We start from the raw sequence: 12,889 nt of genomic DNA on the forward strand, positions 1-12,889 counted from the left end.
GGGTCTTTAATCTTTCCTTAACTCACCTATTTCAGACTCTTGATCGTATTTCTCGATATTTCAAAGCGAAATTTTCCGCTTTAACTCGATAGATAACTCGATAGTCTTGGTCGCAGTTCTCACAGGATTTGGGCAATGCAGCTACGTAACTCTTCTTCGCGCTACGGTTGGGTCAGCATTTTCATGCACTGGGGCGTGGCGCTGGCGGTCTTCGTTCTGTTTGCGTTGGGCTTGTGGATGGTCGGTCTCGACTACTACAGCGTCTGGCGCAAAGACGCGCCCGACTTGCACAAGAGCATTGGCCTGGTGTTGTTAGCCGTCATGGTTCTACGGGTGCTGTGGCGTTTCATCAGCCCGCCGCCGCCAGTACTGGAAAGCTATAACCGCATGACGCGCATTGGCGCCAGTTTCGGTCACTCGTTCCTGTATCTCAGTCTGTTCGCTGTGATGATTGCCGGTTACCTGATTTCCACCGCAGATGGTGTCGGGATTCCGGTGTTTGGCCTGTTTGAAGTTCCTGCACTGATATCCGGACTACCGGATCAGGCAGATACAGCCGGTGTGATTCATTTGTACCTGGCCTGGGCGCTGGTAATTTTTTCCGGTCTCCATGCGTTGGCAGCACTGAAACACCACTTTATTGATCGTGATGCGACCCTGACGCGAATGCTGGGGCGCAAAGCCTGATGTTCAACCTCGACTCCAAAGGAATAGAAAGCATGTTGAAAAAGACGCTCGCCGCTCTGGCAATCGGTTCTGCTCTGCTGTCCGCTAACGTGATGGCAGCTGACTACGTTGTCGACAAGGAAGGCCAGCACGCCTTCGTTGACTTCAAGATCAGCCACCTGGGCTACAGCTTCATCACTGGTACCTTCAAGGACATCGACGGCAAGTTCAGCTTCGACGCTGCCAAGCCTGAAGCCAGCAAGATCGAGTTCAACGTGAACACCGCCAGCGTGTTCACCAACCATGCCGAGCGCGACAAGCACATCGCCAGCGGTGATTTCCTGAACGCGAGCAAATTCGCCAAAGCCACGTTTGTTTCCACCAGCGTCAAATCCACCGGCAAAAACGCCGCTGGCAAAGACACTGCTGACGTGACCGGTGACCTGACGCTGCTGGGCGTGACCAAGCCAGTCGTGGTCAAGGCCACTTTCCTGGGTGAAGGCAAGGATCCATGGGGCGGCTACCGTGCCGGCTTCGAAGGCACCACTAGCATCAAGCGTTCCGATTTCGGCAAGCAGAAAGACCTGGGCCCACAGTCCGACGCGGTCGAGCTGTACGTTTCGTTTGAAGGTGTGAAAGCGAAGTAACGTTCGCCGCTAAAACAAAAAACGCCCTCGATCTTGCGATCGGGGGCGTTTTTTATTGCCTGGCATAATCTGCATGGCCACCGCAAATCCACTGTGGGAGCGAGCTTGCTCGCGATGGGGGTTTAACATTCAACATCTCCACTAACTGATCTACCGCTATCGCGAGCAAGCTCGCTCCCACAGGGTTTTACATGAGTTCAAAAAAATGCCCCTGATCTCGCGATCAGAGGCATTTTTTATGGCTGCGTTAAATCAGCGATTGCGAGTCAGCAACGCTGGTTTCTCGCCGCGCGGACGGCCTGGCAGTTGATCAAGTTGCTCAGGAGTCGGGAAACGATCGGTTTTCGACTCCTTGTGAATGATCTTCGGTGCCGGGCCGCGCGGGTTTTGCACGGCCGGTTCCGAACGCGGCTGGTCGTCGGTGCGAGCCGGGCGGCGGTTGCGGGACTCTTCGCGACGGGCCTGACCGTCACGTGGAGCGCCGTTGCGTGGGCCGCTGCGCTTGGCCGGCGGCGTGCCGGTGGTGGCGCCATCGCTGCTGCGTGGGCCGCTTTGACGTCCCTGAGGCTTGCCGCCGCCGGTGCGCGGAGCACCTGCGCCAGCTGTCGTGCCTTGTGCCGGAGCACCCGGACGGCGACCACGGCCTTGAGCGGGTTTGGCCTGTGGCACGTAGTCGACGCGGTTACCGAAGTTATCGACGTCGTCGTCCAGGAACTCGTCCGGAGCACGGTCTGCAGCAGCAGCGCGTGGCGCTGGACGCTGTTGCTCGCGAGCCGGAGTGCCTTCGCGTGGCTTGTGTTCACGCGCCGGGCGATCACCACGGCCAGTGGCTGCAGGTTTTTCCTTGCCGCCCTTGTCCTTGCCTTTGTCTTTACGACCGCCACCACCGCCGGTGCCGTTCGGACCGTCGCCGCGCGGGCCACGTGGGTTGCGCGGGTTACGCACATCCGGACGCTCGCGGACTTCAGGCTTCTCGGCTTCTACAGCGCTGGAATCGAAGCCCATCAGGTTGCCGTCGGCAATCTTCTGCTTGGTCATGCGCTCGATGCTTTTCAGCAGTTTTTCTTCGTCCGGAGCGACCAGCGAGATCGCTTCGCCCGAACGACCGGCACGGCCGGTACGGCCGATACGGTGAACGTAGTCTTCGTCGACGTTTGGTAATTCGAAGTTGACCACGTGTGGCAACTGATCGATGTCCAGGCCGCGAGCGGCGATGTCGGTGGCGACCAGGATGCGCACTTCGCCGGCCTTGAAGTCGGCCAGGGCTTTGGTGCGCGCGTTCTGGCTCTTGTTACCGTGGATTGCAACGGCGCTGAGGCCGTGTTTGTCCAGGTACTCAGCGAGACGGTTGGCGCCGTGCTTGGTGCGGGTGAACACCAGCACCTGTTCCCAGGCGCCAGCGGTAATCAGGTGCGCCAGCAACGAGCGCTTGTGGCTGGCGGCCAGGCGGAATACGCGCTGTTCGATACGCTCGACCGTGGTGTTCGGCGGCGTGACTTCGATGCGTTCAGGGTTGTGCAGCAGCTTGCCGGCGAGGTCGGTGATGTCTTTGGAGAAGGTCGCCGAGAACAGCAGGTTCTGACGTTTGCTCGGCAGACGAGCCAGGACCTTTTTCACGTCATGGACGAAGCCCATGTCGAGCATGCGGTCGGCTTCGTCCAGCACGAGGATTTCCACGTGGGACAAATCGACGCTGCCTTGGCCGGCGAGGTCGAGCAGGCGGCCAGGGCAGGCCACCAGCACGTCAACACCGCGGGACATGGCCTGAACCTGCGGGTTCATGCCGACGCCGCCGAAGATGCAGGCGCTGACGAACTTCAGGTCACGAGCATAGACCTTGAAGCTCTCGTGTACTTGAGCCGCGAGTTCGCGGGTAGGGGTCAGGACCAGTACGCGCGGTTGGCGCGGGCCGTGACGCTGGGATTTGTCCGGGTGACCGTTGGGGAACAACCGCTCCAGAATCGGAAGGGCGAAGCCGCCGGTTTTACCAGTGCCTGTCTGAGCCGCGACCATCAGGTCGCGACCTTGCAACACGGCGGGAATGGCCCGCTGTTGCACCGGAGTAGGCTCGGTATAGCCCGCTGCCTCGATGGCGCGGACTAAAGCCTCGGAGAGACCGAGGGAAGCAAAGGACATGAGTAATCCTGTTTTAGTTAGGGCTTGGCCCAATGGGAGTCTTGCCTGGCGCGAATGGCGTTTAAGAGGAACGCAATCCCGTCCGGTCCTGCTGGGCCAAGAAGGCTCATCTGGAGTGCTCGCGCGGGCTGAAAAGCTGCGCTGTAGCGGGGTCGAGATGCCTTGAACAAGTCCGAGCGTCCGGGCGTGAGCCTGGCGGGAAGGCCGGAGTATAACAGAGCAATCACTGCGCGCCGCTTTCCTGCTGCTCAACGGTTTTTCCGCTGGCGGCGGTGGCTCTGGTGGCTTTGACCTCGGCAGCCGGATGGGCGCCGTAACGGGCGCTCAGTTCAGCGTACGCAGGCTCGCGCTTGAAGCGTTTGAGTTCGGCGCCGAAGCGCTGCACCAACAAGTCCATGCCGGCGTTGCGGCGTACTGCCAGGAACTGGCTCTGGTGACTGATGACGGTCGGGTTCTCGGTAATCTTGTCGCGGATGCCCAATTCATCAAGCAAGTGCTGACCGACCCTGCGATCAGTGATCAGCAGGTCGATCCGCCCGCGCACCAGTTTGCCGAAGTTGGCTTCATGGGTCGGCGCCGGTTCGCGGGTGAACAGGGTCGATTCGCTGAAGTCCTGGCTGTACAGATAGCCCGGGGAAGTGCCTATGGTCAGCCCTTTCAGGTCGGCGAGGGTGCGAAAAGGGTGGGGCCGCTCATTGGCGTAGAACATCACGAACTCCACTTCCGAGAGCGGCTCGCCGGGGTAGAGCAGGGTGGCGTCGCGCTCATCGCTGTGGAAGATGTCCAGCGCGCCGTCTGCCTGGCCCGTTTCGAGCATCGACAGGCAGCGTTTCCACGGCAGGAACTGCCATTCCACTTCGATGCCCAGGCGTTTGAAGACGATGGCGGTGGTTTCGTAGTCCAGCCCCAGGGATTTGCCGTTTTCCTCGTACACGTACGGCGCCCAGGGCTCGGTGACAATGCGCAGTTTCTCGCCCCGAGCGGTAAAGCTCAGGCAAGTAAAAAGAAACACGGTCAGTAACTGCGCGATCAAAGGCATGGCTTGAGATTACGACGAGAAACCGGAAAGAGCCAGAAACGGGATCCAGAAGCTCTAACTCAGAGTGTTGCTGCACAATAAAAGGGCGTTAAAAGCAAAAGATCGCAGGCTGCGGCAGCTCCACAGGGATTAAACACGCCCGATGTAGGAGCTGGCGAAGCCTGCGATCTTTTGACTTGCTTTAACGGCTTTTAGCGCGGCAACTTCAGATTGTTCCACACCGCCAAGCTCGGTTCGGCCTGGTTCAGCGTGTAGAAGTGCAGCCCTGGAGCGCCACCTTGCAGCAGGCGTTCGCACATCTCGGTGATAACTTGCTCACCAAAGCCTTGAATGCTTTGGGTGTCGTCGCCGTAGGCTTCCAACTGCTTGCGGATCCAGCGCGGGATTTCCGCACCGCAGGCATCGGAGAAGCGCGCCAGCTTGCTGTAGTTGGTGATCGGCATGATCCCCGGAACAATCGGGATGTTCACGCCCATCGCCCGTACACGCTCGACGAAGTAGAAGTAGCTGTCGGCGTTGAAGAAGTACTGGGTGATCGCACTGTCGGCGCCAGCGTTGGCCTTGCGCACGAAGTTGGTCAGATCGTCTTCGAAATTGCGCGCTTGCGGGTGCATTTCCGGGTAGGCGGCGACTTCGATGTGGAAATGATCGCCGGTTTCTTCACGAATGAATTCAACCAGGTCATTGGCGTGGCGCATTTCACCACTGGCCATGCCCATGCCGGAAGGCAGGTCACCGCGCAGGGCAACGATACGGGTGATGCCGGCCGCCTTGTATTGGGTCAGCAGGCCGCGCAAGTCGTCCTTGCTGTCGCCAACGCAGGACAAATGCGGTGCGGCAGGTACTTTGACTTCGCTTTCGAGCTGCAACACGGTGTTGAGGGTGCGATCACGGGTCGAACCACCAGCGCCGTAGGTGCAAGAGAAGAAGTCAGGATTGTAGGTCGCCAGATGACGGGCAGTAGCGATCAGTTTTTCATGCCCAGCATCGGTCTTCGTAGGGAAGAACTCGAAGCTGTAGCGACGTTCTTGGGACATGGGAATACCCTTTGCAATCGCAAAAGGCGGGCCGGTGATGGCCGGTCCGCCTGGTCAGGATCGGCGGGCGCAAAGCCCGCCGGGTCCAATCAGTAGCGGTAAGCGTGCGGCTTGAACGGACCTTCAACGGTCACGCCGATGTAGTCGGCCTGGGTCTTGGTCAGTTGAGTCACGACGCCGCCGAAACCGCGGACCATTTCCAGGGCCACTTCTTCGTCGAGTTTCTTCGGCAGTACTTCAACGGTCAGGCGCTCGGCTTTCTGGGCTGGCGACAGGTCGGCGTACTTCTGGCCGAACAGGAAGATCTGAGCCAGAACCTGGTTGGCGAACGAACCGTCCATGATGCGGCTTGGGTGGCCGGTTGCGTTACCCAGGTTAACCAGACGGCCTTCGGCCAGCAGGATCAGGTAGTCGTCGTTCTGGGCGTCGAATGCGCCAGGGCCGGTACGGTGGATTTTGTGAACCTGTGGCTTCACTTCTTCCCATGCCCAGTTCTTGCGCATGAAAGCGGTGTCGATTTCGTTGTCGAAGTGACCGATGTTGCAGACAACGGCACGCTTCTTCAGGGCTTTGAGCATGTTTGCGTCGCAAACGTTGACGTTACCGGTGGTGGTCACGATCAGGTCGATCTTGCCCAGCAGCGCTTTGTCGATGCTTGCTTCAGTGCCGTTGTTGATACCGTCGATGAACGGCGAAACCAGCTCGTAACCGTCCATGCAGGCTTGCATGGCGCAGATCGGGTCAACTTCGGAAACCTTGACGATCATGCCTTCCTGACGAAGGGACTGGGCCGAACCCTTGCCCACGTCACCGTAACCGATGACCAGCGCTTGCTTGCCGGACAGCAGGTGGTCGGTACCGCGCTTGATCGCATCGTTCAGGCTGTGACGGCAGCCGTACTTGTTGTCGTTCTTGCTCTTGGTTACCGAGTCATTGACGTTGATGGCCGGGATTTTCAGCTCGCCCTTGGCCAGCATGTCCAACAGGCGGTGAACGCCAGTGGTGGTTTCTTCGGTGACGCCGTGGACGCGGTCCAGGATCGCCGGGTATTTCTTGTGCAGCAGCTCGGTCAGGTCGCCGCCGTCGTCGAGGATCATGTTGGCATCCCAAGGCGCGCCATCTTTCAGGATGGTTTGCTCAAGGCACCACTCGTACTCTTCTTCGGTTTCGCCTTTCCAGGCGTAAACCGCGATGCCGGCAGCGGCGATAGCAGCAGCGGCCTGGTCCTGAGTCGAGAAAATGTTGCAGGACGACCAACGCACTTCGGCACCCAGGGCAACCAGGGTTTCGATCAGCACGGCAGTCTGAATGGTCATGTGGATGCAGCCGAGGATCTTCGCGCCTTTGAGCGGCTGCTCACCGGCGTACTTGCGGCGCAGACCCATCAGGGCTGGCATTTCGGATTCGGCGATGATGGTTTCGCGACGACCCCAGGCAGCCAGGGACATGTCGGCAACTTTGTAATCGTTAAAATCTGCAGGCGTGATAACAGCGCTCATGATGAGCCTCCATTCGTAATGTATGCGAATGGGCGCCGTTGTGCGTTTAGTGTCTGACCGATAACGGTCAAGCAACGCCCCATCCGAGCCTGACAGGTCGAACCTGCTGCAGCGCCCCTCGGACAGGTGGCGGGAAAACGGTATCAACCGAAGATGACCGTTTTGAAACGGTGGCGATTATAGCCGTGTGAGCGATACTTCCAAAGCGTTTCTGTTGGTCAATGTCTGAACGGTAATCGAGGCCATAGCCGATGCTTGATAGAGCTCTAGGTCGGGCTCTGCCATGATGGCCGGCATCAATCGGCAAGACGGTCAGGAGTGAATATGAATTTCCACACCCGCAAATGGGTAAAACCCGAAGACCTCAACCCCAACGGCACGTTGTTCGGCGGCAGCCTGTTGCGCTGGCTCGACGAAGAAGCGGCGATCTACGCCATCGTCCAGCTGGGCAATCAGCGTGTGGTCACCAAGTACATTTCCGAGATCAACTTCGTCAGTGCCTCGCGCCAGGGCGACATCATCGAACTGGGCATCACCGCCACCGAATTCGGTCGCACCTCCATCACCCTGAAGTGCGAAGTGCGTAACAAAATCACCCGCAAAAGCATCCTGACGGTGGAGAAGATTGTCTTCGTTAATCTGGGTGAAGACGGCTTGCCTGCACCGCACGGCCAAACCGAGATCAAGTACGTCAAAGACCAGTTCAAGGAAGATGGCATCAGCGAGTAATGCGAGCCCGTAGGAGCTGCCGAAGGCTGCGATCTTTTGATCTTGACCCTGGCGTCGTCACTGACCGCTGAAAATCAAGATCAAAAGATCGCAGCCTTCGGCAGCTCCTACAGAACGGACCCTGACCCTGCGTGTCGTACCTACATGACACGCCACTGGTTCCGGAGCTTTATGGACACGCAAAAAGACGGCAAGACCCCGAACCTCTCCCCTGAAGAACAGCACGACGTCGACAAGAGCCAGCCGCCGCGGGCGGCGGTGCTGCACGAAATCATCCGCACCCAGGGCGATCAGGAACTCGAACGCAGTGTCGCCGCCTTGTGGTGGTCGGCGCTGGCCGCCGGCCTGACCATGGGCCTGTCGCTGATGGCCATGGGGCTGCTCAATTCCCGTCTGCCGGACGGCGAAGGCTTCAAGGTGATCGCCAGTTTCGGTTACTGCGCAGGCTTTCTCGCGGTGATTCTCGCCCGTCAGCAATTGTTCACCGAGAACACCCTGACGGCTGTGCTGCCGATCATGACCAAACCCACACTGAACAATTTCGGTCGATTGCTACGCCTGTGGTCGGTGGTGCTGGTGGGCAACCTCTGCGGCACGTTGCTGGTGGCGTATGTGATGCTGAATCTGCCGATTTTCGACAGCAAGACCGACCTGGCTTTCCTCGATATCGGACGCAAGATCATGGAGAACGACGCCAGCCAGATGTTCGCCAAAGGCATTGTGTCGGGCTGGATGATCGCCACCATGGTCTGGATGATTCCGTCCATGGAGAGCGCGAAGATGTGGATCATCATCCTCATCACCTACCTCATGGCGCTGGGGGATTTCACCCACATCGTGGTCGGTTCGGCCGAGGTCTCGTATCTGGTGTTTGCCGGCGAGTTGCCGTGGAAGGATTTCTGGCAGGTGTTCGCCGGGCCGACGCTGGCGGGGAACATCATCGGCGGCAGCTTCATCTTCGCGCTGATCAGCCATGCGCAGATTCGCAGCGAGAGCGGGCCGCCAAAGAAGACTGCGGATCAAGGCCCGGAGCCCGACCCGCAGAAGAGCAAAAAGTAATAAGTTTGAAATCTTTGTTAGATCAAGAGTACCCAGCCCTCTATCCCCCTGGGGTGTTTGTACCGGACACATTGACCACCCCCGCCCCACGGCGTTGCAGATAGATGTAGAAAACCGCCGTCGCCACCGTCAACCCACTGACCAGCGCGCCGGTCCACGGCAAGTCCGCCAGATCCGCACCACTGGCGACAACCAGCCCACCTATCCACGCACCGGCTGCGTTGCCGAGGTTGAACGCGCTCTGGTTCAACGTTGAACCCAGATTCGGTGCTTCATGGGCCTGATCAATGATCAGCAGTTGCAAAATCGGGCACAGGGCAAAGGCGAAGATCCCCCACAACACCAGCGTGATCGCTGCCGGGATCACCGAGTGACTGGTCTGGCTAAAGGCAGCCAATACAACTGCTACGGCCAGCGCCATGCCGACCAGTGAAGGCAGCAAACGACTGTCCGCCAGTCGACCACCGAGCATGCTGCCCGCGGTCAACCCCACACCAAATAACAACAACATGAGGGTCACCCCATGCGGGCTGACGCCAGTGATGTCTTGCAGGATGGGGGCAATGTAAGTGAAGACGCTGAACAGGCTGGTCGACGCCAGCACACTCATGCCCAGCGCCAACAGCACGTTGACCTTGCCCAGCACTTTGAACTCGCTGGCGAGGTTGGCCTTGTCCATGGCGATGTCCTTCGGCAGCCAGACCCACTGCGCGATAGCCGCGATCACACCGATCACCGACACCGCCCAGAATGTCGAGCGCCAGCCGGCGTATTGCCCGAGCGCAGTGCCCAACGGCACGCCCAGCACGTTGGCCAGGGTCAGGCCGGTGAACATCATCGCAATCGCTTGGGCGCGTTTGTTCGGTGCCACCAAGCCGGCGGCAACCACCGAACCGATGCCGAAGAACGCACCGTGGCAGAGCGCGGTGACCACTCGTGCGGCCATCAACGTGGCGTAGTTCGGCGCCAATGCGCAAAGAATGTTGCCGAGGATGAACATCAGCGTCATGCCCAGCAACGTAGCTTTGCGCGGCATGTTGGCGGTGCCGACCGCGAGGATCGGCGCACCGAACACCACGCCCAGTGCGTAGCCGGTGATCAGCAGGCCCGCGTGGGGAATGCTCACGGCGAGGTCGCGGGCGACATCGGGCAGTAAGCCCATGATGACGAATTCAGTGGTGCCGATGCCGAACGCGGCAACAGCGAGGGCAAGCAAGGCGAGTGGCATGCGCAAGGTCTCTGTCGGTAGTCTTGACGCTCTGATCAGGCATACGCATGCCGACGCCCGTTCTCGACGAGAGCGGGCGGTGGCAAAAATTTATTGGAATTAGTCTGTGCGCAACTGAGTGCGGCGTGGTCGCTTGCAGTATAAACAGCTGCTGACATATGGCGAATCAATTATCCAACTGAACTCCGTAGGAGGGCGGGACAAAATAAGGAGTGTGCCGTGCTTGCAACAGCACTGGTGTTAGTAGCGGCGCTGTTGCACGCGGCGTGGAATACCCTGATCAAATTCAGTGCGGAACGGCTGCTGGTGGTGGCCTGCATGGACAGCGTTGCAATGCTGTTTGTCGCGCTGATGCTGCCGTTCGTGGCGTTGCCACCCCTGGACATCTGGCCGTGGATTCTGGCGTCGGCGGCGTTTGAATTGCTCTATCGCTATTTGCTGATCCAGGCCTATAGGGTCGGTGATCTCGGGCTGGTCTATCCGCTGATGCGTGGCCTGTCGCCGCTGGTGGTGCTGGCACTGACGCTGATTTTTGCCGGAGAAGTGCTGACGAACCAGCAGATCTTCGGGATTCTGCTGATCCCGTTCGGCATGCTTTGTTTGCTGTGGCAGGGCGGCGGCGGAGCGCGGTTGCCGTGGTCGATGCTGCCGGTGGTGGCGTTGATAGGCCTGTGCATCGGCTGTTACACCTTCATCGATGGCCAGGCGTTGCGGCGCTGGTCGCATCCGCTGGATTATCTGGTGTGGGTCACGTTGCTCAGTGCCTGGCCGTTCCCCTTACTGGCGCTGGTGCGTAAGCGACCGGCCTTCATGTTGTTCTGGCGTGAGCAGTGGCGACTGGGGTTGGCGGTCGGGTTTTGCGTGTTGTTCAGCTACGCTCTGGTGCTGTGGGCCATGCAACTGGGCTCGATTGCCGAAGCGGCGGCATTGCGCGAGATCAGTGTGATCCTGGTGGTGCTGTTCGGCATGCGTTACTTGAAAGAACCTTTCGGCAGGCCACGGCTCTTAGCCTGTGGACTGGTGCTGATCGGCATGCTGGTGATGAAGTTTTGACTGGAGCTCGACTCTTGAAACTTGAAGAAGGGATTGCGTTATGACGGTTGCTCTGTGGTGCATTTTGATCGCGATTTTCCTGCCCTATATCTGCACGGGCATCGCCAGGGTCAGTGGCGGGTTCAGGCCGAAAGACAATCATGACCCCCGTGACTTTCTCGAGTCACTGAATGGTTTTGGCCGACGCGCGTATGCGGCGCATCTGAACAGTCTTGAAGTGATTCCCGCGTTCGCGGCGGCGGTGATCGTTGCGCACCTGGCCGGCAATGCCGAACTGGTGACGATCAATGTGCTGGCGGTGTTGTTTATCACCAGTCGGCTGCTGTACATCATTTGCTACTTGGCGGACTGGGCGATTTTGCGGTCGCTGGTGTGGTTGGTGGGGATGGGGTTGATCGTCAGTTTCTTTGTGGTTTCTGTTTAAGAGCAAGATCAAGAGATCGCAGGCTTCGCCAGCTCCTACGCTCATCCGCGATTTTGCGGCGAGCCTGCGGTCTTTTGACTTTAAAGCTTGTCGGTCACCTGAGGCACTTGAGGCAGGGCTGCGCCTTTAGGCCAGAGCATCCAGATCTGACCCTGCTGTTTCATGTCGCCGGCCAATTGCCCGGCCGCCTCACCTGTGCCCCAGAACAGGTCCGCACGGACTTCGCCGGCAATTGCGCCGCCGGTGTCCTGAGCGGCAACCGGGCGTACCAGTGCGGTGCCGTCCGGTTTAGTGGTCGATAACCATAACAGACTGCCCAGCGGAATCACTTTGCGATCCACCGCCGCGCTGTAGCCGGCGGTTAGCGGTACGTTCAACGAGCCGCGAGGCCCTTCGTTGCTGTCCGGATTGCGGGTGAAGAATACGTAGCTGGGGTTGCTGCCCAGCAGTTCCGGAATGCGCGTCGGATTGGCCTTGGCCCAATTGCTGATGGCGCCCATGGTCACTTCTTCTTTTTTCAGCTCGCCCTGGTCCACCAGCCAGCGGCCGATCGGTCGATACGGGTGACCGTTCTGGTCGGCATACGCAATGCGCAACTGTCGACCATCATCGAGCTGGATACGACCCGAACCCTGGATTTGCAGGAATTGCAGGTTCATCGGATCGGTAAGCCAGGCAACAACCGGTGCCTTGACCCCTTTGGTTTCAATCGTGGCCGCATCGTCGTAAGGCTTGAGCACGCGACCTTCGAGTCGGCCTCGCAGGCGTTTGCCTTTGAGTTCCGGGTAGATGCTGTCCAGAGAGACGATGATCATGTCCTCGGGCACACCGTACACCGGGATGTTTGCCACTTCGGTCTGGGTCAGGCTGCCGGGGTAGACCGGCTCGTAATAGCCGGTGATCAAGCCGTTGGGATTGTCATTGGCGGCGCGCAGGCCGTAGACGTCGAGGTTCTGCTTGAGGAAGCCACGTATGTCGCTGGCGGTTTGCGGCACGTTGGCGGCAGCCGCACACGTCGAGCCCCACACCGGGTCGGCTTTGAGTCGGGTGCAGGCGCTGCGCCACGAACCGAAGCCGGCGACCAGGTCGTTGTCGGACACCGTCGGAAGTGCTTCCCACGTGGCGCTGGAGTAGGTCGCCAGGGCGTGGGTTTTCGGTGTGTTGTTGTCGCCACCGGTGCAGCCCGCAAGCACGGCCACCATCGGAAGGGTCCAGGCGAGGTTGTGACGCCAGGCCTTGAAACGGCTGTTCATGGAGTAATTCCTTTGTCGGTTGCCTGAGTGCTCCATGCGCTCAAACAACCCGTATTGATAATAGGGCTATTGGTCTTTGCCGATGACGCGAGGATACTGGCCGCCGTTTCCCGTGACCT

12 protein-coding genes and 1 riboswitch are annotated in these 12,889 nt (G+C 59.3%); of the genes, 6 read left to right on the forward strand and 6 right to left on the reverse strand.

The window, feature by feature from the left end; translation table 11 throughout:
• The first annotated feature begins 135 nt into the window (after positions 1-135).
• Positions 136-687, forward strand: coding sequence for a cytochrome b (locus ACIQU2_RS11115; RefSeq protein WP_403140505.1), 552 nt, complete (start codon positions 136-138; stop codon positions 685-687).
• Positions 688-719: 32 nt separating this feature from the next.
• Positions 720-1,313 carry a YceI family protein gene (locus tag ACIQU2_RS11120; RefSeq protein ID WP_133835621.1) on the forward strand — a complete coding sequence of 198 codons (594 nt, stop codon included), beginning with the start codon at positions 720-722 and terminating at the stop codon, positions 1,311-1,313.
• Between the two features lie 252 nt (positions 1,314-1,565).
• On the opposite strand, the gene ACIQU2_RS11125 is transcribed toward ACIQU2_RS11120, so the two are convergent.
• The 4 genes from ACIQU2_RS11125 to ahcY form a co-directional block, all read right to left on the reverse strand.
• Positions 1,566-3,449, reverse strand: a complete 1,884-nt coding sequence (locus ACIQU2_RS11125) for a DEAD/DEAH box helicase (protein ID WP_403140507.1) — start codon at positions 3,447-3,449, stop codon at positions 1,566-1,568.
• A gap of 223 nt (positions 3,450-3,672) precedes the next feature.
• Positions 3,673-4,488 carry a substrate-binding periplasmic protein gene (locus ACIQU2_RS11130; RefSeq protein ID WP_403140510.1) on the reverse strand — a complete coding sequence of 272 codons (816 nt, stop codon included), beginning with the start codon at positions 4,486-4,488 and terminating at the stop codon, positions 3,673-3,675.
• A gap of 191 nt (positions 4,489-4,679) precedes the next feature.
• Positions 4,680-5,525: a methylenetetrahydrofolate reductase [NAD(P)H] gene (metF, locus tag ACIQU2_RS11135; RefSeq protein ID WP_403140512.1), complete on the reverse strand. Its 846-nt coding sequence runs from the start codon at positions 5,523-5,525 to the stop codon at positions 4,680-4,682.
• Between the two features lie 89 nt (positions 5,526-5,614).
• Positions 5,615-7,024: an adenosylhomocysteinase gene (gene ahcY, locus ACIQU2_RS11140; protein WP_077747242.1), complete on the reverse strand. Its 1,410-nt coding sequence runs from the start codon at positions 7,022-7,024 to the stop codon at positions 5,615-5,617.
• 23 nt (positions 7,025-7,047) lie between these two features.
• A riboswitch (S-adenosyl-L-homocysteine riboswitch) is annotated at positions 7,048-7,150 on the reverse strand.
• Between the two features lie 198 nt (positions 7,151-7,348).
• Between ahcY and ACIQU2_RS11145 the strand changes: the two genes are divergently transcribed.
• Both ACIQU2_RS11145 and ACIQU2_RS11150 read left to right on the forward strand, forming a co-directional pair.
• The gene (locus tag ACIQU2_RS11145; RefSeq protein ID WP_347802075.1) at positions 7,349-7,753 is read left to right on the forward strand and encodes a hotdog domain-containing protein; all 405 of its coding nucleotides are present in this window, start codon (positions 7,349-7,351) and stop codon (positions 7,751-7,753) included.
• A gap of 171 nt (positions 7,754-7,924) precedes the next feature.
• Positions 7,925-8,812, forward strand: coding sequence for a formate/nitrite transporter family protein (locus tag ACIQU2_RS11150; protein WP_347802074.1), 888 nt, complete (start codon positions 7,925-7,927; stop codon positions 8,810-8,812).
• A 40-nt stretch (positions 8,813-8,852) separates the two neighbouring features.
• Here ACIQU2_RS11150 and ACIQU2_RS11155 read toward each other — a convergent pair whose 3' ends face one another.
• Positions 8,853-10,040 (reverse strand): MFS transporter, encoded by a 1,188-nt coding sequence (locus tag ACIQU2_RS11155; RefSeq protein WP_403140516.1) that lies wholly within the window; start codon positions 10,038-10,040, stop codon positions 8,853-8,855.
• A gap of 219 nt (positions 10,041-10,259) precedes the next feature.
• Here ACIQU2_RS11155 and ACIQU2_RS11160 point away from each other — a divergent pair, with 219 nt between their 5' ends.
• Both ACIQU2_RS11160 and ACIQU2_RS11165 read left to right on the forward strand, forming a co-directional pair.
• Positions 10,260-11,093: an EamA family transporter gene (locus ACIQU2_RS11160; protein ID WP_008152002.1), complete on the forward strand. Its 834-nt coding sequence runs from the start codon at positions 10,260-10,262 to the stop codon at positions 11,091-11,093.
• Between the two features lie 40 nt (positions 11,094-11,133).
• A complete protein-coding gene (locus tag ACIQU2_RS11165; RefSeq protein ID WP_347802071.1) occupies positions 11,134-11,517 on the forward strand; it encodes an MAPEG family protein in 384 nt (127 codons plus the stop codon).
• A gap of 80 nt (positions 11,518-11,597) precedes the next feature.
• Here ACIQU2_RS11165 and ACIQU2_RS11170 read toward each other — a convergent pair whose 3' ends face one another.
• Positions 11,598-12,770, reverse strand: coding sequence for a murein transglycosylase A (locus ACIQU2_RS11170; protein ID WP_150658408.1), 1,173 nt, complete (start codon positions 12,768-12,770; stop codon positions 11,598-11,600).
• Positions 12,771-12,889: the final 119 nt, after the last annotated feature.

This window comes from Pseudomonas sp. NPDC098740 (assembly GCF_044760065.1).
Lineage (GTDB): Bacteria > Pseudomonadota > Gammaproteobacteria > Pseudomonadales > Pseudomonadaceae > Aquipseudomonas > Aquipseudomonas rossensis.

Coding starts and splice junctions, on each gene's coding strand:
- ACIQU2_RS11115 (WP_403140505.1), top strand. CDS start 136: ATGCAGCTACGTAACTCTTCTTCGCGCTACGGTTGGGTCAGCATTTTC.
- ACIQU2_RS11120 (WP_133835621.1), top strand. CDS start 720: ATGTTGAAAAAGACGCTCGCCGCTCTGGCAATCGGTTCTGCTCTGCTG.
- ACIQU2_RS11125 (WP_403140507.1), bottom strand. CDS start 3,449: ATGTCCTTTGCTTCCCTCGGTCTCTCCGAGGCTTTAGTCCGCGCCATC.
- ACIQU2_RS11130 (WP_403140510.1), bottom strand. CDS start 4,488: ATGCCTTTGATCGCGCAGTTACTGACCGTGTTTCTTTTTACTTGCCTG.
- metF (WP_403140512.1), bottom strand. CDS start 5,525: ATGTCCCAAGAACGTCGCTACAGCTTCGAGTTCTTCCCTACGAAGACC.
- ahcY (WP_077747242.1), bottom strand. CDS start 7,024: ATGAGCGCTGTTATCACGCCTGCAGATTTTAACGATTACAAAGTTGCC.
- ACIQU2_RS11145 (WP_347802075.1), top strand. CDS start 7,349: ATGAATTTCCACACCCGCAAATGGGTAAAACCCGAAGACCTCAACCCC.
- ACIQU2_RS11150 (WP_347802074.1), top strand. CDS start 7,925: ATGGACACGCAAAAAGACGGCAAGACCCCGAACCTCTCCCCTGAAGAA.
- ACIQU2_RS11155 (WP_403140516.1), bottom strand. CDS start 10,040: ATGCCACTCGCCTTGCTTGCCCTCGCTGTTGCCGCGTTCGGCATCGGC.
- ACIQU2_RS11165 (WP_347802071.1), top strand. CDS start 11,134: ATGACGGTTGCTCTGTGGTGCATTTTGATCGCGATTTTCCTGCCCTAT.
- ACIQU2_RS11170 (WP_150658408.1), bottom strand. CDS start 12,770: ATGAACAGCCGTTTCAAGGCCTGGCGTCACAACCTCGCCTGGACCCTT.